Raw genomic sequence first — 21,472 nt, forward strand, 5'->3', positions numbered from 1 at the left:
CTCTGTGCCCGCTTTCCTGTGCGGGCTCCCGGGTGGTTGTGCCGTGGGCGACGTTCGACGTTCGTCGCTGTGGGGCGGGACGAAAGGGGGACGGCCTCACCGGTGCGGCGTGCTTAGGGTGCCGGGGTGGAGATGGCGATGAAGCGCGGGGCGGAGAGGCTGCGGCGGGGCTGGGAGTGGCTGATGGAGCCCGATCCGTGGTCGCGCCGCCGGCCCTGGACGGAATCGGGGTACGCGCTGCTCCTGGCGGGGGTGGCGGTCGGTGCCGGGCTGCTGATCGACGAGGCTTCCGCGATGTGGCTCGGCCTCTTCGGAGCCGCTGTCGTGGTGCTCGCACTGCTGCGGCGGCGCTTTCCGGCGACTGTGTTCCTGGTCACCAGCGCCTGTGCCGGTTCGCTGGCCGTCGGCATGCTGGTGCTGACACCGCTGGCCTGGTCGGCCGGGCGCCGGATCACATCGTCCGGGCGGGCGCTGGCCACGTTCGTCGGTTCCTATGTCGTGGTCAGCGTGGTCGGGCTGCCGTCGATGGACGCCAGTGGTTTCCCGCCCGCCTGGGGTCTGGCACTGGGCGCCCTGGTCTATCTCGCCCTGGTCATCGTGCCCGGTCTCGCGGGCCGCTATCTGGCGCAGCGGCAGACACTGCTGAACACGCTCCGGGAGCGCAATGCCCAGTTGCTGTGGGAGAGCCGGATGGTGGCGGGGCAGGCCCGGCTGCTGGAGCGGCAGCGGATCGCCCAGGACATGCACGACAGCCTCGGACACCAGTTGGCGCTGATCGCCGTGCACACGGGGGCGCTGGAGGTGGATTCCGAGCTGACCGACCGGCAGCGGGAGGCCGTGGGGGTGCTGCGGCAGGCGTCCGTGGGTGCGATGCACGAACTGCGGGAGGTCGTCGGCATCCTGCGGGAGGGCGAGCAGTCCGGAACGGCGACGGCCGGTGAACCGGAGCGGGCTGCCCGGGGCACGGCCGGGGTGGAGGCGCTGGTGGCGGCCGCCCGGGGCGCGGGCCGGGATGTGGCGCTGCGGTACGGCGGAGACCGGCGGCCGCTGGCCGCGGCGGCTGATCACGCGGCGTACCGGATCGTCCAGGAGTCGCTGACCAATGCCTACAAGCACGCTCCGGGCGCGGCGATCGCGGTGGAGCTGCGGTACGAGCCCGATTCGCTGGTGGTGGAGATCGTCAACGGTCCCGCGGAGCCCGGGCGGGCGGGGGAGGTCGTCAGCGGTGGGCAGGGGCTGACCGGGCTGCGGGAACGGGCGCGGCTGGTCGGCGGCATCGTCCATGCGGGCGCCGCCGACGGGGGCGGCTTCCGGGTGGCGGGAGTGCTGCCGTACGGGACGGGCGAGAAGGCGCCTTTCGTTGCTCCGGAGGACGACTTTCCGCGGCAGTCCGCGGACGTCTCCCCGACCGATGGTGTTCCGGCGATGAACTGGAACGTGTCGGGACAGGAGCCGGTGATGGGCGAGATGTACGGACCGCGGGGGGCGCGCCGCAGCACGCTGGGCGGGGTGGGTCTGGGGTGCGGCATAGCGATGCTGCTGGTGCTGGTCGTCGGGGCCGCGGTGGCCGTCGGGGGGTACTTCCTCGTCAAGTCCGCGGGCGACAACCTGGTGAGCAGGGAGCAGTACGACGAGATCGCCATCGGCGCGGCCGAGGAGGACGTACGGAAGGAGATGCCGTCCGGGGACTCCTTCTGGTCCTACGGCATCGTCGACGGCAAGGGGCACCCGAAGAAGCCGGTGGACTCCGAGTGCCTGGTGGTGGTCTCGGACGAGACCACCAGCGACTTCGACCGTGAGCCGGTTTTCCGGTTCTGCTTCCGGGACGGCAAGCTGATCGACAAGGCCGCGTACGAGGTGACAGTGGAGCTCTGAGGTGGTGGGGACGGGCATCGTCCGGGGTGGGGCGGACTAGGGTCTTTCTTTCGGGCCGTGCTGTGGCGGGCCGTGCTGTGGCGGGGCCGGAGGGGCGTGCTCGACAGGCCCCGGTGCAAGAGCCCCGGTCGGCTGGAGGCGCCGGCCTGAGAGGTTGGCCTGAGGGGCCCGGCCTGAGGGGCCGGCCGAACGACTGTGACGGTGAGGACGGGACATATGGCGGGGGAGCGGATCCGGGTCGTCATCGCGGACGACGAGCCGTTGATCAGGGCCGGTATCCGGATGATTCTCACCTCCGACCGGCAGATCGACGTGGTGGCCGAGGCGGCGAACGGCCGGGAGGCGGTGGAGGCCGCGCGTTCGCACGGAGCGGATGTGGTGCTGCTGGACATCCAGATGCCGGTGATGGACGGGCTGACCGCGATGGGTGAGCTGCGGAGGGTGGTCCCCGGCACCAGGGTGATCATCCTGACCACCTTCGGTGAGCGGGAGAACGTCCTGCGGGCCCTGGAGTCCGGTGGCGCGGGCTTTCTGCTGAAGGACACTGCGCCCGCGGAGCTGATCGCCGCGGTACGGGCCGCGGTCGCGGGTGACGCCTATCTCTCCCCCGGGGCCACCCGGCATGTGATCGACCAACTGGCGACGGGCCGGTCGGCCGGGCGGGCCGAGCAGGCCAGGGCCCGGATCGCGCAGCTGAGCGTCCGGGAGCGGGATGTTCTCGGTCTGCTCGGTGAGGGGCTCTCCAACGCCGACGCGGGCCGGCGGCTTCATATGAGCGAAGCCACCGTGAAGACCTATGTCAGCCGGATCCTGGCGAAGCTGGAGTGCGAGAACCGGGTACAGGCGGCGTTGCTGGCGCGGGATGCGGGGCTCGGTCTCCAGGAGTGATGCCGGGCCGGTGGCTGCCGGTCGGCGGACGGCCCGGTGTTTCACGTGAAACACCGCGCCCGGGGGTCCCCTTGCCCGGCAGGATCCGCAAGAGAAGGCTCAGCCACGGCATAGGGGCACCGGGGGACATGGCGGTACGGTCGGGGCGCCGGGAGACGGATCCCGGCCGTCGATTCCGGCCGTGGATTCCGGTGTCGGGCGGTACGGAGCGGGGAGGCGGCGCGCGATGGGCGGGGCTGAGACGGTGACGGCGGAGACGGCGGCGGGGGTGCCCGCGGCGGGTGGGGCGCGGATACCGGCCGGGGAGTTCCCGAACGGCGCGTTGCAGGACGGTGGCGGTGGCGTACGGATACCTGCCGTGCCCGGGTTCGCCCCGCGCGGCGCGGCGGTCGGCGGGGCCGATACGAGCCCGAAGCAGCTGGGGAAGGCCCTGCGCGACCGGGTGCCGCGGTCCTCCCATGCGGCCCTGGTCCTGCCCGCGGGCCGCCCGGATGCGGTGGCGGCCGTGGAGGAGTCGAGTCTGGGCCGGGTGCCGGAGCTGACGCCGATCCGGGTGGGACGGATGGCGGCCTCGCCGTTCGCCTTTCTGCGGGGCGCGGCCGGGCTGATGGCCCACGATCTGGTGGGCACACCGGTGACGGGTGTGAGCGCGCAGGTGTGCGGTGACGCCCACGCCGCCAACTTCGGGCTGTACGGGGACGCCCGGGGCAAGCTGGTGATGGACCTCAACGACTTCGACGAGACCGTGCCCGGGCCCTGGGAGTGGGATCTGAAGCGGCTGGCCGTCTCCCTGGTGCTGGCGGGGCGGGCCGCGGGTGCGGACGAGACGGTCTGCCGCAGTGCGGCCTTCGACGCCGTGGGCGCCTACCGGCGCACCTTGCGGCTGCTGGCGAAGTTGCCCGCCCTGGACGCGTGGAACGCGATCGCGGACGAGGAACTCGTCTCGCACACCGATGCCCGGGATCTGGTGGGCACGCTGGAGCGGGTGTCGGAGAAGGCCCGTAACAACACCAGCGCCCGTTTCGCGGCGAAGTCGACGGAGGCGGTGCCGGAGGCCGAGGGGGGCGGACGGCGGTTCGTCGACGCGGCTCCGGTGCTGCGCCGGGTGCCGGATGCGGAGGCCGCGGCGGTCGCCGGTGCGCTGGCGGAGTATCTGACGACGGTGGCGCCGGACCGGCGGCCGTTGCTGGCGCGGTACGCGATCCACGATGTGGCGTTCCGGGTGGTGGGCACGGGCAGCGTCGGCACCCGCTCTTACGTGGTGCTGCTGCTGGACCACCGCGGCGATCCGCTGGTGCTCCAGGTGAAGGAGGCCCGGGCGTCGGCGCTGCTGCCGTATCTGCCGGCCGCCGGGTTCCCGGTGCCGGATGCGGAGCACGAGGGTCGCCGGGTCGTGCTCGGGCAGAAGCGGATGCAGGTGGTCAGCGATCAGCTGCTGGGCTGGACCACGGTCGGCGGACGGCCGTTCCAGGTACGGCAGTTCCGGAACCGGAAGGGCAGCGTCGATCCCGCCGAGCTCTCGCCCGGCCAGCTCGACGACTACGGCCGGATGACGGGCGCCCTGCTGGCGCGGGCCCATACGCACAGTGCCGATCCGCGGCTGCTCGCCGGTTACTGCGGCCGCGGCGAGGAGCTGGACGAGGCGGTGGCCGCTTTCGCGGTGCTGTACGCGGACCGTACGGAGGCGGATCACGCAGCTCTGGTGGCGGCGGTCAAGGGCGGACGCATCGCTGCTGAGCAGGGAGTGTGACGGGAGCGGGCGGTGCGCCCGTAGGCTGGGCGGGTGACCCAGGAAGCGCCCGGCGGGCCGGTGGACCGTAACACCGACCAGAACCCCGATCAGAATCCCGATCAGAACGCAGTTCAGAACGCAGACCACGGCACGGCACCGAGCGGGTCCGGGAGCGAACTCCCGGACCGGGGCTCCGGCGCGCCGGAGGCCGGTGCCGCCGGTGGCGGCCCTGAGTCCGGTTCGGGCCCGGTGCCCGGTGCCCGGTCGGAGGCCGCTGCCGACGAGCGGCCGGAGGCGCGGCTGGAGAAGGCGGTGCGCGCCGCCGAGCAGGCGCTGATCGAGTTCGAGATCGCGGTGGAGACGTTCCGGGTCGAGGTGGAGAACTTCTCCCGGCTGCACCACCAGAAGCTCGGGCCCATGTACACGCGGCTGGACGAGCTGGAGGCGCAGATCGCGGAGGCCCGGGCGGCGCGTACGGGCGACCCGGAGGATCTGCGCAGGGCACAGGAGGCCCGGGCGGCGGTGCTGCCGATGCCGGGGGTGGACGAGCTGTTCCACGGCTGGATGGACGACCGCGGAATGTCTCCCGAGGCCGTCGCGATGCTGACCGGGCGCCCGGTGCGGGGGCCGCAGCGGGTCCGGCCGAGTGAGGAGGCCCGCAGGCTCTACCGCGAGCTGGCCCGCAAGGCGCATCCGGATCTGGCGCAGGAGGAGACGGAGCGGGCGCGGCGCGAGGAGTTCCTCACCCGGGTGAACGCCGCTTATGCGCTGGGCGACACCGAGGGGCTGCGCGCGCTGATCGCCGAGTGGGACGCCGGTCCGCTGCCCGCCGAAGCGGGCCCGGGTGCGGCCGAGGAGCTGTACGCCCGGCTGGAGTGGCTGGCCGAGCGCAAGGAGCTGCTGGTGGTGATCGCCCGGGAGCTGGAGGAGGGGGCGATCGGCTCGATGCTGCGGATGGCCCCGGACGATCCCGACCGGTTGCTGGACGAGATCGCGGAGCAGCTGCTGGCGCAGGTCGCCGAGCGGGAGCGGGAGCTGGGCGCGCTCCTGGGCTAGGGTCGAGCGGACGGTTGGTTGTTGTACGAGAAGAGGCTTGACCCATGAACTTCGCCCCGTTGCCCACGGTGACCGTCGCCGAGGTGCCGGCCGACGGGCTGATGCTGGACGTCCGCGAGGCCGACGAGTGGCAGGCAGGCCATATCGAGAGCGCGCTGCATGTGCCGATGAGCGGTTTCGTGGCGCGTTTCGGCGAGGTGACCGAGGCGGCCGAGGACGGTCGGCGTATCTATGTGATGTGCCGGTCGGGCGGTCGGTCTGCCCAGGTCACGGCCTATCTGGTCCAGCAGGGCATCGACGCGGTGAACATCGACGGCGGAATGTTCGCCTGGGAGGCCGCGGGACGTCCGATGGTGACGGACGACGGCAGCCCCGCGATCGTGGCCTGACCCGCTGAGCCCTGGGCGGGTTGGTCCGGCAGTGCAGGCGTCAGCCGAGGGGGTGGGCGGCCAGCAGATCGCCGAGGGCCTCCTCATGGGCGGCCGCGGGGCCCAGGGAGAGTTCGAGCTGTTTGGCCCGGGCGTGGTAGCGGTGCAGGGCGTATTCGGTGTCCGCGCCGAAGCCGCCGTGCAGATGCTGGGCCGTCTGGACCACCCGCCGTACGCCCTCGGAGGCCCAGATCTTCGCCACGGCGACGTCCCCGGCGACCGGCAGCGGGCCGCCGACCCCGGCGGCGTCCCGGGCGGGTGAGAGCCGCCAGGCGGCCTGCCAGAGCGTGGCCTCCATGGCCCGCAGATCGACGAAGCGGTCGGCCGCCTGGACGGCGACCGCCTGGAACGTGGCCACGGGGAAGCCGAACTGTTCGCGCTGTGCGGTGTACGCAGCGGTCATCGTCAGGACCTGCTCGCCGACACCGAGCGCAAGGGCGCAGACGCCGGTGGTGAGCAGCAGCCTCAGCCACTCCCAGGCCTCGCCGTCGTCGATCGTCCGCGCGGCCGCTACGCGGACGGAGTCGAGGGTCACCTCGGCGTACCGCTCTCCGCCGGTGGAGAACTGGTCGGCGAGGGCGACGCCCTGCTGTCCCGGTTCGACCAGGGCGAGAACGGAGCCGCCCGCGCCGCTGTGCGCGGGGATCGCGATCAGATCGGCGGAGTGGCCCCAGGGCACGGCCGTCTGGATGCCGTCGAGGATCCACTCCGGTGCCGTGCCGTCGCCGCTATCGGTTGTCTTCCGTGCGGTGACGGCGAGTTCGGCGGGATCGTGGCCCGTACGGCCGCTCGTCGCGGCCGTGACGACGCATGCGCCCCGGCCCACCAGGGGCAGGAGTCCGGCGCGCAGCCCGGCGCTGCCGTACCGCTCCACGGCCATGGCGACCGCACCGGTCTCCAGCAGGGGAACCCGGGCGAGCACCTTCGCGGACTCGCGCAGCACCAGGCAGAACGCGACGGGGTCGGGGCCCGCGCCGCCGTATTCCTCCGACAGCACCAGGCTCAGCAGATCGGTGGACGCGAGCACGGACCACAGGGGGCGGTCGAAGGTGTCGGCCACCGCGCCCGGGGTGAGCGCCGGGCTCGGTACGCCGTCCGGGGCGACCTTCGAGAACACCGCCCTCGCCGCCTCGACGGCCGCCTGCTGCTCCTCGGTGAAGGTGAAGTCCACAGCCCTGCCCTCCCGCGCATCCTGACCGGCCCCACCGACCGTATCTGACGGACCGTCAAGATAAGGCAGGGCGGCGGAAATGACCACAGCAGCGGGAGCGCGGGAGAGGGGTCGCGAGGCGGGGACCGCGGCCCGTTTGGCGGTCAGCGGTCGAAGTCCAGCTCCACCTCCGGGGTCATCGGGTGGGACTGGCACGCCAGCACATAGCCCGTCTCCGTCTCCTCCGGCTCCAGGGCGAAGTTCCGGTCCATCCGGACCTCGCCGGAGACCAGGAAGGCCCGACAGGTGCCGCAGACCCCGCCCTTGCAGGCGTAAGGGGCGTCCGCGCGGCTTCGCAGCACCGTCTCCAGGAGCGACTCCCGGTCCCGGACGGTCCAGGTGCCGGAGCGCCCGTGCAGGGTGGCCGTCAGCGCGGCCCCTTCGGGGGCGGGCAGCGGGGCGGGAGCGGGCGCCGAGCCGTCGTCGACGTGGAAGATCTCCTGGTGGATCCGGGACCGGTCGACTCCGAGCCCGCGCAGGGCCTGTTCGGCCGCGGACACCAGCCCCAGGGGGCCGCACAGGAACCAGCCGTCCACCTCCGGCACCGGCAGCAGCGCGGGCAGCAGGGCCGTCAGTCTCTCCCGGTCCAGCCGCCCGGACGGCAGCCCGGCGGACTGCTCCTCCCGGGAGAGGGCCGTGACCAGGTGGAAGCGGTCCGGATAGCGGTCCTTGAGGTCCGCGACATCGTCGAGGAACATCGTCGAGGCGGCGGTCCGGTCACTGCGCACCAGACAGAAGCGGGCCTCCGGCTCCCGGGCCAGCAGGGTCGCGATCATCGAGAGCACCGGGGTGATCCCGCTGCCGCCGACGACCGCCGCGAACCGGCCGGGGCGTGGGGACAGCCGGAACCGGCCCGTCGGGGGCATCACCTCGACCAGCTCACCGGGGGCCAGTTCCTTCAGGGCCCAGGTGGAGAACGCGCCGCCGTCGACCAGCCGGATGCCCACCCGGAGCACGGGCGCGGCGGATCCCTCGCCGTCGGCGGCCGGGGTGCAGACCGAGTACGTCCGCCGGATCTCCTCGCCGTCGATCACCCGGCGCAGGGCGAGATGCTGACCGGGGGTGTGCCGGAAGTCGGCGGCCAGTTCGGGCGGCACCTCGAAGGTGACGGCGACCGAGTCGTCCGTGAGCCGTTCGACCTCGCTGACCCGGAGCGGATGGAACATCTACAACTCCTTGAAGTGGTCGAAGGGTTCACGGCAGGAGACACAGCGGCGCAGTGCCTTGCAGGCGGTGGAGGAGAATCTGCTGAGCAGCTCGGTCTCCGTCGAACCGCACTGCGGGCAGCGGACGGAGAGCCCCACCGGGACCGGACCCGACGCCGCGTGGGGGCGGGGCGGGGCAATACCCGACTCGGCCAGCTTGCGCCGCCCTTCGGCGGTGATGTCGTCCGTCGACCAGGCGGGGGAGAGCACGGTGACGACCGACACCTCCGTCATTCCGTGGCCGCGCAGGGCGTGCTCGATATCGGCGCTCATCGTCTCCACGGCGGGGCAGCCCGTGTACGTCGGGGTGAGGGCCACCTCGACCCGGCCGGGGCCGAGGATCTGGACATCGCGCAGTACTCCCAGCTCGGCCAGTGTCAGCACCGGAAGCTCCGGATCGGGCACCGCTCCGGCGATCAGGCGCAGCTCCGCCTCCAGGCCCGAATCGCCGTCCGGGCCCGGTGCCCGCACCGGCGGGCGGACCGTTTCGTTCACCATGACGCCCCCGGGTGGCTGCGGTGGAGGTGCTGCATCTCGGCGAGCATCCGGCCGAAGGGCTCGGTGTGAATGCCCTGGCGGCCCGCGCCCGCCGTCCAGCCGCCGGACCGGGGACCTTCGGGAACGGTCAGCGTCGCCCGGGTCAGCACGGCCGTCACGGATGCCAGCCACTCGGCCTCCAGTGCCGCCCCGTCGACGACGGTCCCGGCGCCGGACGCATCCCCGGACCCTTCCGGCTCCGGCGGTCCGTACCGTCCCGGACCGTCGGCCCGGACGGCCGGGCCGATCAGTCCGCCGAAGGGCCGGAACGGCTCGTCCGTGAACCGCCACAGCGCCTCGCAGGCCCGCTGCATCCGCCGCCTGCTCTCCTCGGTGCCGTCGCCGAGCCGGAGCGTCCACTGCTCGGCGTGGTCGCGGTGGTAGGCGACTTCCTTGACCGCCTTGGCCGCGAGGGCGGTGAACGGCCCGTCCACCGCCGCCAGCCGGGTGTACAGCAGATGCTGGTAGGTGGAGAAGAAGAGCTGACGGACGATGGTGTGCGCGAAGTCGCCGTTCGGCTGCTCGGCCAGCTGGAGATTGCGGAAGGCCCGCTCCTCGCGGAGATACGCCAGCTCGTCCTCGTCCCCGACAAGGGAGAGCAGAACCCTGGCCTGGCCCAGCAGGTCGAGGGCGATATTGGCGAGGGCGACCTCCTCCTCCAGCACGGGGGCAAAGCCCGCCCACTCCCCCAGCCGGTGCGACAGCACCAGCGCGTCGTCGCCGAGGGCGAGGGCCGCTTCGCGCGGCACCCCGGTCCCGGGCGCCCGGCGGGCTCCTTCCACGGTGGCCGTCACAGGTGCTTCACCCCCTCGGGGATCTCGTAGAACGTCGGATGGCGGTAGGGCTTGTCGGCGGACGGTTCGAAGAAGGAGTCCCGCTCGTCCGGCGAGGAGGCGGTGACCGCGGTCGACGGTACGACCCAGATCGACACGCCCTCGCTGCGCCGGGTGTACAGATCGCGGGCATTGCGCAGGGCCATCTCCGCGTCCGGCGCGTGCAGGCTGCCGGCGTGGGTGTGGGAGAGGCCGCGCCGCGAACGGACGAAGACCTCCCACAGGGGCCAGTCCTTCGAACTGCTCATGCCGTCGCCTCCCGGGGGCCCGTGTCCTGCTGGTCCGTGCTTCTGTCCGTCACAGGGGCCGGCGCCGCGGCGGCCGTGTGCTTCGCGGCATGGGCCGCGGCGGCGTCCCGCACCCAGGCGCCGTCCTCGTGGGCGCGGCGGCGCTGGTCCAGACGCTGTTCGTTGCAGGGGCCGTCGCCGCGGAGGACGGCCTGGAACTCCGCCCAGTCGATCGCGCCGAAGTCGTAGTGCCCGCGCTCCTCGTTCCACCGGAGATCGGGGTCGGGGAGGGTCAGGCCGAGGCTCTCGGCCTGCGGGACGCAGATGTCGACGAACCGGCGGCGCAGCTCGTCGTTGGAATGGCGTTTGATCTTCCAGGCCATGGACTGCGCCGAGTGCGCCGACTCGTCGTCCGGCGGGCCGAACATCATCAGCGACGGCCACCACCAGCGGTCCACCGCGTCCTGCGCCATGGCGTGCTGGGCGGGGGTGCCGCGGGAGAGGCTCAGCAGCAGCTCGTACCCCTGGCGCTGGTGGAAGGACTCCTCCTTGCAGATCCGGACCATCGCGCGGGCGTACGGACCGTAGGAACAGCGGCAGAGGGGGACCTGGTTGGTGATCGCGGCACCGTCGACCAGCCAGCCGATGGCACCGACGTCCGCCCAGGTCAGCGTCGGATAGTTGAAGATCGACGAATAGCGCTGTCGGCCGGAGTGGAGCTTGTCGAGCAGTTCGTCCCGGCCGACGCCCAGGGTCTCCGCCGCGCTGTACAGATACAGGCCGTGGCCCGCTTCGTCCTGCACCTTGGCCATGAGGATCGCCTTGCGGCGCAGGGACGGCGCACGCGTGATCCAGTTGGCCTCGGGCTGCATCCCGATGATCTCCGAGTGCGCGTGCTGCGCCATCTGCCGGATCAGGGTCGCCCGATATGCGTCGGGCATCCAGTCGCGCGGCTCGATGCGCTCGTCGGCCGCCACGGCCGCGTCGAAGACCTCCTGAGGGGTGCCGCCGGGGGCGAGCGGCCCGCGCGGACCGGAGCCGTCGTCGGGCACCGACCCGTACATCTCCGGCTTATCCGCCGTCACTGACGCCATCCGAACCCCCTACCGACCGATCGTTCGGTTCATTGACTTCAATGGTGAGTCGGCGGCCCTTAAGGTGTCAACCCTGTGGATAACCGAGCTGGGACCGGCGGGATCGGGGCGGGATGGACTCCTACGAGCACGAGGGCGCACAGGGACCGGGGGGCCGTCGGCCGGACGTACCGCCGGACACCGCGCCCGCACCGTCCGACGACCGGGCCGGACGCGCCGTCGACCAGCCGGAACGGGCGGCCGGTGCCGAGTCCGGCGCGAATGCCGCCGATGGGGTGACGACGGCCCCCGCCGCCGCGAAGGGCGCCCCGGCTTCCCCGGCTGCGACGAGCGCCCCGGCTTCCCCCGACGCGAAGGCCGACGGCCCCGGTACTGCGGGGCCCCTCGGAGACGCCGAGGCGCCCCGGGCCCCCGAGGCGCAGGGCGAGGCAGCGGCGGCGCCCGTATCCGGGATCGCCGCGCTGTCGCTCCCGTACCAGATCACCGCCGCCGTCGTCCTCGGGCTCGTCGCCCTGGTCGCCGGGGTCCATCTGCTCTTCGTCTTTCTGCACGTCGCCCCGTCCAACACCGCGAGCAAGCAGTACGACAAGGGCATCGACGCCTGGGTCTATCCCGAGTTCGAGCAGAACTGGAAGCTCTTCGCCCCCAATCCGCTCCAGCAGAACATCAGGATCCAGGTGAAGGCGGAGCTGTCGACCGCCGACGGCGGCAAGAAGACCACGGAGTGGATCGACCTGAGCGCAGGCGACGCCGCGGAGATCCGCGGCAATCTGCTGCCCAGCCACACCCTGCAGAATCTGCTCCGCCGCTCCTGGGACTTCTACACGAGCTGGCACGACAACCAGAACCGCTCCACCGGCCCCCGGGGCGAGCTGGCCCAGACCTATCTGAAGCGGATCGTGATGCTCAAGCTGGACCAGCGCCACGGCCTCGGTGCCGAGGTGGAGCGCATACAGGTCCGCTCGGAAACGGATCTGGTGAAGCCGCCTTCGTGGTCGAAGGAGAAGAACGACAGCCGTCCCGTCTACCGGGTGCTGCCGTGGTGGAACGTCACTCCCGCGGACCGCCCGCTGGGAACCGGAGTCCGCGCGGCCGGGCCGGTCGGCCTTCAGAGCGGTACGGGCCTTCAGAGCGGCACCGGCTTCAAGAGCGGTACCGGCTTCAAGGACGGCGTACTGAACGGCGAGCGCACGGAGGCGGCCCGATGAGCGGCACGGCAGACGGCCCGGAGACCGAGCGGACCCGTACCACCGCCACCCCCGCCACCACCGCGGACGGCGAGACCAGCCGGACCGCCCGGGTGCTCCAGAAGATCACCTCCACCGCCCTGGGCCCCTACCAGAGCGCCGTCATCCGGATCGGTTTCTCCGGGACCTGGCTGCTCTATCTGCTCTGGGAGATCCCCAACCGCCATGAGCTGTACGGCCCGGACGGGCCGTGGAGCTGGCAGATGGCGGACCGGTTCATCAAGGGCAACGACGCCTTCACCGTCCTGATGTGGTCGGACAGCGGACTCTGGTTCGAGATCGTCTACTTCGCAGCCGTACTGGCGAGCCTGCTCCTCTGTCTCGGCTGGCGCACCCGCACCATGTCCGCGCTGTTCATGGTCGGGGTGTTGTCGCTTCAGAACCGGTCGATCTTCGTGGGCGACGGCGGCGACAACGTCATCCATCTGATGGCGCTCTATCTGCTGGTCACCCGCTGTGGCCAGGTGTGGTCGCTGGACGCCCGCCGGGCCGCGCGGAGCGCCCCGGACGCTCCCGACCGGGTGGGCCCGGTGCTCTGGGTGATCACCGGAACCCTGCTGCTCACCGCCACCCTGGAGAACCGGACGGGTCTGTTCATCCTGCTCGTGCTCTGGGGCATGTGGGTGGGCCTGGCCCTGTGGGCGCTGGCGGACCGGCTCGGACCCCGCAGCCAGCCGCGGATCCTGCTGGACTGCTGCGCCAATCTGGGCCACAACGCGGGACTCGTCGTGATCATGGCCGAAGTCTGTCTGATCTACGCCACGGCCGGCTGGTACAAGATCCAAGGGTCTCGCTGGCAGGACGGAACCGCGCTCTACTACCCCCTCAAGCTGGACTACTTCACCCCCTGGCCCGCGCTCTCCGATCTGCTGGCCTCCAACGGGCTGATGGTGATGGTGCTGACCTACGGCACGGTCGTCGTGCAGGTCGCCTTCCCCTTCACCCTCTTCAACCGGCGGGTGAAGAACGTCCTGCTGGTGGTGATGATCGCGGAGCACGCGGGGATCGCCCTCATCCTCGGCCTGCCGTTCTTCTCGCTGGCGATGATCGCCGCCGACGCCGTGTTCCTGCCGACCGCCTTCCTGCTCTGGCTGGGGGCCCGGACGGCGCGCGGCCGGGACGGTCTGCTGTCCCGGTTCGGGCGGAAGCCGGGTTCGGGCGGCGGGGGCGCGCAGCCGGGGCCCGCTCCGGTGGTGCCGGAGCAGCGGACCGGCGACGCCGGACAGCCCCGTACGCTCGTGGGGTGAGCACCACCCGAGACACCAGCACCGAAGCCGCACCGGCCGGCCCGGCAGGCGCCCCCGACTCCGTCCCTGCGGCCGGTGCGCCGGCCGGGGACGAGCCGGTGCAGCCGGTGCAGTACGACGAGGGCTACGGGCCCGAGATCGGTGTCGGCCCGCATCCGCTGCCGTGGCCCGAGGACGAGCGGTACGACCCCGAGCTGCTGGCCGGGGGCGACCGCCGCAATGTCACCGACGGCTACCGCTACTGGACGCGGGAGGCCGTCGTCGCGGATCTCGACACCCGGCGGCACGATTTCCATATCGCCGTGGAGAACTGGAGCCACGACTTCAACATCGGTTCGGTCGTGCGCACCGCCAATGCTTTCCTCGCCCGGGAGGTCCATATCGTCGGCCGCCGCCGCTGGAACCGGCGCGGCGCCATGGTCACCGACCGCTACCAGCATGTCCGGCACCACCCGGACACCGAGTCCCTGACGCGCTGGGCGGCGGCCGAGGGCCTGCCGGTCATCGGGATCGACAACCTCCCCGGCGCCGTACCGCTGGAGCGGACCGTGCTGCCGCGCCGCTGTGTGCTGCTCTTCGGCCAGGAGGGGCCGGGGCTGACGGACGAGGCCCGGAAGCACGCCGCGATGGTCTGCTCCATCGCGCAGTTCGGCTCGACGCGGTCCATCAACGCGGGGGCGGCCGCCGCGATCGCCATGCATGCCTGGGTACAGCGGTACGCGGAGATCCCCGACCCCTCCTGACGGGACGGCTCACGGCTTGGCGGCTCTGCGGGCTGCGGTCTGCGGTCTGCGGGGGTCAGGCCTGTCGGCGGACCTCGACCACCCGGAACCGGTTGGCGACGAACGCCCCGTCGCACAGGGCCGCGTTCGCCGCGGGGTTGCCGCCGGAGCCGTGGAGGTCGGAGAACGCGGCCGTCTGGTTCACGTACACCCCGCCCGTCAGGTTCAGCGACAGCTGGGCCGACTCCTCCAGACAGACCTCCTCGACCGCGCGCTCGGTCTTCTCCGACACCGTGTACGCGCCGACCGTCATCGCGCCCCGGTCGCGGATCGTGCGCCGCAGCAGCTCGACCGCCGCGTCCGTCGAGTCCACGGCGACGGCGAAGGAGACCGGTCCGAAGCACTCGGTGAGGAAGGCGGACTCGGACTCCGGCACGGCGGCGTCCACCTTGACGATGACCGGCGTACGGACGACGGCGTCCGGGAAGTCGGGGTTGCTGATCCTGCGGGAGGGCAGGGCCACCTCGCCCAGCTCCGCGGCACCGTCCAGCCGTGCCTTGACGTCCGGATTGACCAGGGCGCCCAGCAGGGCGTTGGCCCGGGCGTCGTCGCCGAGGAGGCCGCCGACCGAGGCCGCGAGGTCGTTCACCACCTCGTCGTACGACTTGTGGCCCGCGTCGGTGGGGATGCCGTCGCGGGGGATCAGCAGATTCTGCGGGGTGGTGCACATCTGGCCGCTGTAGAGGGAGAGGGAGAACGCCAGATTGGACAGCATGCCGCGGTAGTCGTCGGTGGAGTCGACGAGGACGGTGTTCACCCCCGCCTTCTCCGTGTACACCTGGGCCTGGCGGGCATGGGTCTCCAGCCAGTCTCCGAAGGAGCTGGACCCCGTGTAGTCGATGATCTTGATTTCGGGGCGCAGAGCGAGGGTTTTGGCGATGCCCTCGCCGGGGTGCTCGGCGGCCAGGGCGACCAGATTGGGGTCGAAGCCCGATTCGGCGAGGACCTCCCGGGCCGTCCGGACGGTGAGCGCCAGCGGAAGGACCGCCCGCGGATGCGGCTTGACCAGCACCGGATTGCCGGTGGCCAGGGAGGCGAAGAGCCCCGGATAGCCGTTCCACGTGGGGAAGGTGTTGCAGCCGATGACCAGGGCGATGCCACGGCCCGCCGTGGTGAACGACTTGTGCAGCTTCAGGGGGTCGCGCTTGCCCTGCGGCTTGGACCAGTCGGCGGTCTCCGGGGTGCGGGTCTGCTCCAGATAGGCGTACGTCACGGCCTCCAGGCCGCGGTCCTGCGCATGCGGCCCGCCCGCCTGGAACGCCATCATGAACGCCTGGCCGCTGGTGTGCATCACGGCATGGGCGAACTCGTGCGTCCGGGCGCTGATCCGGGCCAGGATCTCCAGACAGACCAGGGCGCGCCGCTCCGGCCCGGCCTCGCGCCAGGCGGGCACGGCCCGGCGCATCGCGGGCAGCAGCACATCCGGGTCGATGTGCGGATACTCGATGCCCAGCTCCGGCCCGTACGGCGAGATCTCGGCGCCGGCCCAGCCGTCGGTGCCGGGCTGGTCCAGGTCGAAGCGGGTGCCCTTGAGCGCTTCGAAGGCCGCGAGGCCCTCGGCGGGCGCACTCTCCCCGTACGCCTTGGGGTGCTCGGGGTGGGGGGACCAGTAGGCCCGGGTGCGGATCGCTTCGAGGGCCTGGTCGAGCGTCGCACGGTGGCCGGTCAGCCGGGTATCGGTCAGCGTCATGACGGACCAACTCCTCGTCGAGCTGGGCGGGGATGAGTGGACAGGGTTAGAGTAACCGAACGATCGGTCGGTACAAGGGGGCCTGTCGAAGCTGTGGAAAACTCATCGGGGAGGATCACCTCCATGACCGCCATCGAGCACGGGACCGCCGGTGCGTACGGCACCGTCGACGGCCGGGGCATAGCCCGGGTGGCCCCGGCCGCCGGACCAGGCGAGGGAGCGGACGGATGACCACCGCGAAGCGGGACACCTATACCCCGGAGACACTGCTGACCGTCGCGGTCCGCATCTTCAACGAGCGCGGGTACGACGGCACGTCCATGGAGCACCTCTCCCAGGCGGCGGGTATCTCCAAGTCGTCCATCTACCACCATGTGGCGGGCAAGGAGGAGCTGCTGCGGCGGGCGGTGAGCCGGGCGCTCGACGGCCTGTTCGGGATCCTCGACGAGAGCGGGGCGCAGCGCGGCAGGGCCGTGGAGCGGGTCGAGTACGTGGTGCGGCGGACGGTTCAGGTACTGGTGGCCGATCTGCCCTATGTGACGCTGCTGCTGCGGGTGCGGGGCAACACCAAGACGGAGCGGTGGGCCATGGAGCGCCGCCGGGAGTTCGACCACCGGGTGGTGGAGCTGCTGCGGGCGGCGGCGGCCGAAGGCGATCTCCGCACCGACGTGGACACCAGGCTCGCCACCCGGCTGCTCTTCGGCATGGTGAATTCGCTGGTGGAGTGGTACCGCCCGCATCCGGGCGGTGGCTGGGAGGGCGACCAGGTGGCCGAGACGGTGGTACGGATCGCCTTCGACGGCCTGCGGACAGTGAACGGGGCCGGGGCGGGGGCGGCGGGCCGGCCCGCGTCCTGACGGCTTCCGGACCGATGCGGCGGTGTCCCGACCGCCGGCCCGGGGTTCCCGGGCGCCGGGCTTCAGCAGAAGCCGTCGTCGTCCGGCGGAACGGCCGGTGCCGGGAGCCCGGTGCCCTGGTCGAGGTCGGTCTCCTCGAAGACCAGCAGCGTGCGGGTGGAGAGCACCTCCGGCATGGACTGGAGGCGGGTCAGCACCAGCTCCCGCAGGGTCCGGTTGTCCCGGGTGTGCACCAGGAGCAGTACGTCGAAATCGCCGCTGACCAGCGCGATATGCGTGGCCCCCGGCAGTTTTTCGAGCTGCTCGCGCACCGTCCGCCAGGAATTCTGGACGATCTTGAGGGTGATGTAGGCGGAGGCACCCTGCCCGGCCCGCTCGTGGTCGATCCGGGCGCTGAAGCCGCGGATCACGCCGTCGTCGAGGAGGCGGTTGATCCGGGCGTACGCATTGGCCCGGGAGACATGGACCCGCTCGGCCACGGAGCGTATCGACGCCCGGCCGTCGGTCCGCAGGATGCCCAGGATGTCCCGGTCGACGGCGTCGAGCGGGCGCGGAGCGGGCAGTTGTCCGGTTCGGGCCCCGCCGGCGGCCATTTGTTCAGCTTCCATGTCCCCCCGCTTTCCCGGTATGGACGACCTGTGCCCATCACAGGCTGTGGAGAACCGTTTGTCCACAGGCTGAGGCCGCCTGTAGCCAAATTGCGTCGACGACCGAACAATCGGTAGGTGAGGCGGACCACAGTCGGCCGTCTCCTTCGTCGCCCCCACGAGGAGGTGCTCGCGTTGCGAAAGAGCAGCAGCACGACCGTGCAGGAGCTGCCCGGGTCCGCCGCCTACCGGCCCACCCCGCCCCCGGCCTGGCGGCCCCGCACCGACCCCGCGCCCCTGCTCCCCGACCCCGAGCCGTTCCGTGTGCTGGGTACGGACGCCGCGGCCGCGGCCGACCCCGAGCTTCTGCTGACGCTCTACGCACAGCTCGTCCGCGGCCGCCGGTACAACGCTCAGGCGACGGCCCTCACCAAGCAGGGCAGGCTCGCGGTCTACCCCTCCAGCACGGGTCAGGAGGCCTGCGAAGTGGCGGCCGCGCTGGTGCTGCGGGAGCAGGACTGGCTGTTCCCGAGCTATCGGGACACGCTGGCGGCCGTCGCCCGCGGGCTGGACCCGGTGCAGGCGCTGACCCTGCTGCGCGGCGACTGGCACACCGGGTACGACCCTCATGAGCACCGCATCGCGCCGCTCTGCACCCCCCTCGCCACCCAGCTGCCCCATGCCGTGGGCCTGGCGCACGCGGCCCGGCTCAAGGGCGACGACGTGGTCGCGCTCGCCCTGGTCGGTGACGGCGGGACCAGCGAGGGCGACTTCCACGAGGCGCTGAACTTCGCGGCGGTGTGGCGGGCCCCGGTCGTCTTCTTCGTCCAGAACAACGGCTTCGCGATCTCCGTACCGCTGGCCAAGCAGACCGCCGCGCCGTCCCTGGCCCACAAGGCCGTCGGGTACGGCATGCCGGGCCGTCTGGTCGACGGGAACGACGCGCCCGCGGTCCACCAGGTCCTCTCCGAGGCGATGGAGCGGGCCCGCTCCGGCGGCGGTCCGACGCTGGTGGAGGCGGTCACCTACCGCATGGACGCGCATACGAACGCCGACGACGCCACGCGCTACCGCGGTGACGCGGACGTCGAGGCCTGGCGGGAGCACGATCCGATCCTGCTGCTGGAGCGGGAGCTGACCGCCCGCGGGCTGCTGGACGACGGACACCGGCGGACCGTCGCAGAGGGGGCCGAGGCGATGGCCGCGCGGCTGCGGGAGCGGATGAACGCCGATCCGGTGCTCGACCCGATGGACCTGTTCGCCGAGGTGTACGCGGAGCGCACCGGCCAGCTCAGGGAGCAGGCGGATCTGCTCCGCGCCGAGCTGGAGGCCTCCGAAGAGACCGGCGACGCCGGTGAGGGCTCCCACAGTCCCCACAGCCCTCGCGGCCCCCGCGGCGAAGAAGGAGACGCGCGATGACCACGGCGACAACCACGGCCCCCGGGACGGCGGCCCCGCCCAAACCCGCCACCATGGCCCAGGCCCTGCGGCGTGCCCTGCGGGACGCGATGGCCGAGGACCCGGCGGTCCATGTGCTCGGCGAGGACGTCGGCACTCTCGGCGGTGTCTTCCGGATCACGGACGGGCTCGCCGCCGAGTTCGGTGACGACCGCTGTACGGACACCCCGCTCGCCGAGGCGGGGATCCTGGGCGCGGCCGTGGGCATGGCGATGTACGGGCTGCGGCCGGTGGTGGAGATGCAGTTCGACGCCTTCGCCTATCCCGCGTTCGAGCAGCTCTTCAGCCATGTCGCCCGGATGCGGAACCGCACCCGGGGCGCGATGCCGCTGCCGATCACCGTCCGGGTGCCGTACGGGGGCGGCATCGGCGGTGTCGAGCACCACAGCGACTCCTCCGAGGCGTACTACATGGCGACACCGGGGCTGCAGGTCGTCACCCCGGCGACCGTCGAGGACGCCTACGGCCTGCTCAGGGCGGCCATCGCCAGTGACGATCCGGTGGTCTTCCTCGAACCGAAGCGGCTGTACTGGTCCAAGGCCGACTGGTCGCCGGACGCCCCGGCGACGGTGGAGCCGCTGGGCCGGGCCGCTGTCCGGCGCCGGGGCAGCAGTGCCACGCTGATCACCTACGGCCCGTCCGTGCCGGTCTGTCTGGAGGCGGCGGAGGCGGCGACGGCGGAGGGCTGGGACCTGGAGGTCGTCGACCTGCGCTCCCTGGTGCCGTTCGACGACGAGACGGTGTGCGCGTCGGTGCGGCGCACCGGGCGGGCGGTCGTCGTCCACGAGGCCACCGGTTTCGGCGGACCCGGCGGCGAGATCGCGGCCCGGGTCACGGAGCGCTGCTTCCACCAGCTGGAGGCGCCGGTGCTGAGGGTCGCCGGGTTCGACATCCCCTATCCGCCGCCGATGCTGGAGCGGCACCATCTGCCCGGGGTCGACCGGGTCCTCGACGCGGTGGCGCGGTTGCAGTGGGAGGCGGCGAGCTGATGGCCCAGGTGCTGGAGTTCAGGCTTCCCGACCTCGGTGAGGGGCTGACCGAGGCGGAGATCGTGCGCTGGCTGGTCTCGGTGGGTGATGTGGTCGCCGTCGACCAGCCCGTGGTCGAGGTCGAGACGGCCAAGGCCATGGTGGAGGTGCCCTGCCCGTACGGGGGTGTGGTGACCGCGCGCTTCGGGGAAGAGGGCACCGAACTTCCGGTGGGCGCACCTCTGCTGACGGTCGCCGTGGGTGCGGTGGACGGTGGCCCGGGCGGCGGGCCGGTGCCGGATGCGGAAGCCCGGGAGCCGGGCGGCGGCCACCGAGCTGCCGGTTCGCGTACCTCCGGTGCCGCACCGCCGGGCGGCGCCGCCGACAGTGCGGGTGCGGCCGGCGGGGCCTCGGGTGAGACGTCCGGCAATGTGCTCGTGGGGTACGGGACGGGGGCTCCGGCCGCCCGTCGCCGCCGGGTCGGGCCCCGATCCGTACGGCCCGCGGCAGGGACGCCCGTTCTGCGCGAGCCCGGTGTCGTCACGCCGGAACCGGCGGCGGTCCAAGAGCCCGTTCCCGAGGGGCCCGTGCCCGTGATCTCGCCCCTGGTGCGGAAGCTGGCCCGGCAGGGCGGTGTGGACCTGCGGCAGCTGACCGGCTCGGGACCGGAAGGGCTGATCCTGCGGGCCGATGTGGAAAGGGCCGTTCAGGCGGCCGCCGCCCCGGTCGCTCCGGCGGTCCCCGGTACGGCCTCCGAGCCGGTCCCGGCTCCCGCGGCAGCCGCGGAACCGGCGGGCCGGACGGGACAGGCAGCGGGGCAAGCGGCGGGGCAGGAGATCCGGATCCCGCTGCGCGGAGTGCGCGGCGCGGTGGCCGACAAACTCTCCCGCAGCCGCTCCGAGATACCCGACGCCACCTGCTGGGTGGACGCCGACGCGACCGAGCTGATGGCCGCGCGGACCGCGATGAACGCTGCGGGCGCGCCGAAGATATCCCTGCTCGCGCTGCTCGCCCGGATCTGTACGGCCGCGCTCGCCCGCCATCCGGAGCTGAACTCCAGGGTCGACACGGAACGGCGGGAGGTCGTGCTGCTGCCCGAGGTGCACCTCGGGTTCGCCGCCCAGACCGAACGGGGTCTGGTGGTGCCGGTGGTGCGTGCCGCGCACCGCCGGACGGCGGAGTCGCTCACCGAGGAGTTCGCCCGGCTGACGGACGCCGCCCGGCGGTCCGCGCTGACCCCTGCGGAGCTGACCGGAGGGACGTTCACCCTGAACAACTACGGGGTGTTCGGTGTGGACGGGTCGACCCCGATCGTCAACCACCCGGAGGCAGCGATGCTCGGCGTCGGCCGGATCGTGCCCAAACCGTGGGTGCACCGGGGTGAGCTGGCCGTCCGTCAGGTCGTGCAGCTCTCCCTCACCTTCGACCACCGGGTGTGCGACGGCGGTACGGCGGGGGGATTCCTGCGGTACGTCGCGGACTGTGTGGAGCAGCCCGCGCTGCTGCTGCGCACTCTCTGACGGCGACGACGACGGCGGGGCGGGTACGGAT

General features: G+C 72.3%; 20 protein-coding genes. 12 read left to right on the forward strand and 8 right to left on the reverse strand.

Going from position 1 to position 21,472, the window contains the following annotated elements:
- The first annotated feature begins 132 nt into the window (after positions 1–132).
- The 5 genes from B7R87_RS16125 to B7R87_RS16145 all read left to right on the forward strand — a co-directional run bounded on the left by B7R87_RS16125 (position 133) and on the right by B7R87_RS16145 (position 5,940).
- Positions 133–1,875: a sensor histidine kinase gene (locus B7R87_RS16125; RefSeq protein WP_100249157.1), complete on the forward strand. Its 1,743-nt coding sequence runs from the start codon at positions 133–135 to the stop codon at positions 1,873–1,875.
- A gap of 216 nt (positions 1,876–2,091) precedes the next feature.
- Positions 2,092–2,763 carry a response regulator gene (locus B7R87_RS16130; RefSeq protein ID WP_006348019.1) on the forward strand — a complete coding sequence of 224 codons (672 nt, stop codon included), beginning with the start codon at positions 2,092–2,094 and terminating at the stop codon, positions 2,761–2,763.
- A 226-nt stretch (positions 2,764–2,989) separates the two neighbouring features.
- Positions 2,990–4,513 carry a DUF2252 domain-containing protein gene (locus tag B7R87_RS16135; RefSeq protein ID WP_078902244.1) on the forward strand — a complete coding sequence of 508 codons (1,524 nt, stop codon included), beginning with the start codon at positions 2,990–2,992 and terminating at the stop codon, positions 4,511–4,513.
- Between the two features lie 33 nt (positions 4,514–4,546).
- On the forward strand, positions 4,547–5,551 hold the full coding sequence (locus B7R87_RS16140) for a hypothetical protein (protein WP_006348017.1): 1,005 nt from the start codon (positions 4,547–4,549) through the stop codon (positions 5,549–5,551).
- Positions 5,552–5,595: 44 nt separating this feature from the next.
- Positions 5,596–5,940: a rhodanese-like domain-containing protein gene (locus B7R87_RS16145; RefSeq protein WP_006348016.1), complete on the forward strand. Its 345-nt coding sequence runs from the start codon at positions 5,596–5,598 to the stop codon at positions 5,938–5,940.
- 40 nt (positions 5,941–5,980) lie between these two features.
- On the opposite strand, the gene B7R87_RS16150 is transcribed toward B7R87_RS16145, so the two are convergent.
- The 6 genes from B7R87_RS16150 to paaA all read right to left on the reverse strand — a co-directional run bounded on the left by B7R87_RS16150 (position 5,981) and on the right by paaA (position 11,085).
- Positions 5,981–7,150: an acyl-CoA dehydrogenase family protein gene (locus tag B7R87_RS16150; RefSeq protein ID WP_006348015.1), complete on the reverse strand. Its 1,170-nt coding sequence runs from the start codon at positions 7,148–7,150 to the stop codon at positions 5,981–5,983.
- Between the two features lie 143 nt (positions 7,151–7,293).
- Positions 7,294–8,355, reverse strand: coding sequence for a 2Fe-2S iron-sulfur cluster-binding protein (locus B7R87_RS16155; protein ID WP_006348014.1), 1,062 nt, complete (start codon positions 8,353–8,355; stop codon positions 7,294–7,296).
- Positions 8,356–8,892, reverse strand: coding sequence for a 1,2-phenylacetyl-CoA epoxidase subunit PaaD (gene paaD, locus B7R87_RS16160; RefSeq protein WP_006348013.1), 537 nt, complete (start codon positions 8,890–8,892; stop codon positions 8,356–8,358). It lies immediately after the preceding gene.
- On the reverse strand, positions 8,886–9,725 hold the full coding sequence (gene paaC, locus B7R87_RS16165) for a 1,2-phenylacetyl-CoA epoxidase subunit PaaC (RefSeq protein WP_006348012.1): 840 nt from the start codon (positions 9,723–9,725) through the stop codon (positions 8,886–8,888). The genes paaD and paaC overlap by 7 nt, the downstream gene beginning before the upstream one ends.
- Complete coding sequence (gene paaB / locus B7R87_RS16170; RefSeq protein WP_006348011.1) at positions 9,722–10,012, reverse strand: 1,2-phenylacetyl-CoA epoxidase subunit PaaB; 291 nt, start codon at positions 10,010–10,012, stop codon at positions 9,722–9,724. The genes paaC and paaB overlap by 4 nt, the downstream gene beginning before the upstream one ends.
- The gene (paaA, locus tag B7R87_RS16175; RefSeq protein ID WP_045852967.1) at positions 10,009–11,085 is read right to left on the reverse strand and encodes a 1,2-phenylacetyl-CoA epoxidase subunit PaaA; all 1,077 of its coding nucleotides are present in this window, start codon (positions 11,083–11,085) and stop codon (positions 10,009–10,011) included. Before paaA ends, paaB begins: the two co-directional genes overlap by 4 nt.
- A gap of 113 nt (positions 11,086–11,198) precedes the next feature.
- On the opposite strand from paaA, the gene B7R87_RS16180 reads away from it, so the two are divergent.
- The 3 genes from B7R87_RS16180 (at position 11,199) to B7R87_RS16190 (ending at position 14,322) form a co-directional block, all read left to right on the forward strand.
- On the forward strand, positions 11,199–12,293 hold the full coding sequence (locus tag B7R87_RS16180) for a DUF5819 family protein (protein ID WP_187144552.1): 1,095 nt from the start codon (positions 11,199–11,201) through the stop codon (positions 12,291–12,293).
- Positions 12,290–13,579, forward strand: a complete 1,290-nt coding sequence (locus B7R87_RS16185; protein ID WP_006348008.1) for an HTTM domain-containing protein — start codon at positions 12,290–12,292, stop codon at positions 13,577–13,579. Before B7R87_RS16180 ends, B7R87_RS16185 begins: the two co-directional genes overlap by 4 nt.
- Positions 13,580–13,677: 98 nt before the next feature.
- Entirely contained in the window at positions 13,678–14,322 is a 645-nt protein-coding gene (locus B7R87_RS16190) for a TrmH family RNA methyltransferase (RefSeq protein ID WP_100249154.1), read from the forward strand.
- A gap of 55 nt (positions 14,323–14,377) precedes the next feature.
- On the opposite strand, the gene paaN is transcribed toward B7R87_RS16190, so the two are convergent.
- Positions 14,378–16,051 carry a phenylacetic acid degradation protein PaaN gene (gene paaN, locus B7R87_RS16195; protein WP_006348006.1) on the reverse strand — a complete coding sequence of 558 codons (1,674 nt, stop codon included), beginning with the start codon at positions 16,049–16,051 and terminating at the stop codon, positions 14,378–14,380.
- A 227-nt stretch (positions 16,052–16,278) separates the two neighbouring features.
- On the opposite strand from paaN, the gene B7R87_RS16200 reads away from it, so the two are divergent.
- Positions 16,279–16,908, forward strand: a complete 630-nt coding sequence (locus tag B7R87_RS16200) for a TetR/AcrR family transcriptional regulator (RefSeq protein ID WP_006348005.1) — start codon at positions 16,279–16,281, stop codon at positions 16,906–16,908.
- Positions 16,909–16,970: 62 nt separating this feature from the next.
- Here B7R87_RS16200 and B7R87_RS16205 read toward each other — a convergent pair whose 3' ends face one another.
- Positions 16,971–17,501, reverse strand: a complete 531-nt coding sequence (locus B7R87_RS16205) for an Lrp/AsnC family transcriptional regulator (RefSeq protein WP_006348004.1) — start codon at positions 17,499–17,501, stop codon at positions 16,971–16,973.
- Between the two features lie 189 nt (positions 17,502–17,690).
- On the opposite strand from B7R87_RS16205, the gene pdhA reads away from it, so the two are divergent.
- The 3 genes from pdhA to B7R87_RS16220 are packed head-to-tail and all read left to right on the forward strand — an operon-like array spanning position 17,691 to position 21,441.
- Positions 17,691–18,914 carry a pyruvate dehydrogenase (acetyl-transferring) E1 component subunit alpha gene (gene pdhA, locus B7R87_RS16210; protein ID WP_045852965.1) on the forward strand — a complete coding sequence of 408 codons (1,224 nt, stop codon included), beginning with the start codon at positions 17,691–17,693 and terminating at the stop codon, positions 18,912–18,914.
- Positions 18,911–19,942, forward strand: a complete 1,032-nt coding sequence (locus B7R87_RS16215; RefSeq protein ID WP_006348002.1) for an alpha-ketoacid dehydrogenase subunit beta — start codon at positions 18,911–18,913, stop codon at positions 19,940–19,942. Before pdhA ends, B7R87_RS16215 begins: the two co-directional genes overlap by 4 nt.
- On the forward strand, positions 19,942–21,441 hold the full coding sequence (locus B7R87_RS16220) for a dihydrolipoamide acetyltransferase family protein (RefSeq protein ID WP_040915512.1): 1,500 nt from the start codon (positions 19,942–19,944) through the stop codon (positions 21,439–21,441). Before B7R87_RS16215 ends, B7R87_RS16220 begins: the two co-directional genes overlap by 1 nt.
- Positions 21,442–21,472: the final 31 nt, after the last annotated feature.

Source organism: Streptomyces tsukubensis, assembly GCF_003932715.1.
GTDB classification, from domain to species: domain Bacteria; phylum Actinomycetota; class Actinomycetes; order Streptomycetales; family Streptomycetaceae; genus Streptomyces; species Streptomyces tsukubensis.

Excerpts from the sequence above, each read along its gene's own strand:
- B7R87_RS16125 (WP_100249157.1), top strand. The coding sequence starts at position 133 with ATGGCGATGAAGCGCGGGGCGGAGAGGCTGCGGCGGGGCTGGGAGTGG.
- B7R87_RS16130 (WP_006348019.1), top strand. The coding sequence starts at position 2,092 with ATGGCGGGGGAGCGGATCCGGGTCGTCATCGCGGACGACGAGCCGTTG.
- B7R87_RS16135 (WP_078902244.1), top strand. The coding sequence starts at position 2,990 with ATGGGCGGGGCTGAGACGGTGACGGCGGAGACGGCGGCGGGGGTGCCC.
- B7R87_RS16145 (WP_006348016.1), top strand. The coding sequence starts at position 5,596 with ATGAACTTCGCCCCGTTGCCCACGGTGACCGTCGCCGAGGTGCCGGCC.
- B7R87_RS16155 (WP_006348014.1), bottom strand. The coding sequence starts at position 8,355 with ATGTTCCATCCGCTCCGGGTCAGCGAGGTCGAACGGCTCACGGACGAC.
- paaD (WP_006348013.1), bottom strand. The coding sequence starts at position 8,892 with ATGGTGAACGAAACGGTCCGCCCGCCGGTGCGGGCACCGGGCCCGGAC.
- paaB (WP_006348011.1), bottom strand. The coding sequence starts at position 10,012 with ATGAGCAGTTCGAAGGACTGGCCCCTGTGGGAGGTCTTCGTCCGTTCG.
- paaA (WP_045852967.1), bottom strand. The coding sequence starts at position 11,085 with ATGGCGTCAGTGACGGCGGATAAGCCGGAGATGTACGGGTCGGTGCCC.
- B7R87_RS16180 (WP_187144552.1), top strand. The coding sequence starts at position 11,199 with ATGGACTCCTACGAGCACGAGGGCGCACAGGGACCGGGGGGCCGTCGG.
- B7R87_RS16185 (WP_006348008.1), top strand. The coding sequence starts at position 12,290 with ATGAGCGGCACGGCAGACGGCCCGGAGACCGAGCGGACCCGTACCACC.
- paaN (WP_006348006.1), bottom strand. The coding sequence starts at position 16,051 with ATGACGCTGACCGATACCCGGCTGACCGGCCACCGTGCGACGCTCGAC.
- B7R87_RS16200 (WP_006348005.1), top strand. The coding sequence starts at position 16,279 with ATGACCACCGCGAAGCGGGACACCTATACCCCGGAGACACTGCTGACC.
- B7R87_RS16205 (WP_006348004.1), bottom strand. The coding sequence starts at position 17,501 with ATGGCCGCCGGCGGGGCCCGAACCGGACAACTGCCCGCTCCGCGCCCG.
- B7R87_RS16215 (WP_006348002.1), top strand. The coding sequence starts at position 18,911 with ATGACCACGGCGACAACCACGGCCCCCGGGACGGCGGCCCCGCCCAAA.
- B7R87_RS16220 (WP_040915512.1), top strand. The coding sequence starts at position 19,942 with ATGGCCCAGGTGCTGGAGTTCAGGCTTCCCGACCTCGGTGAGGGGCTG.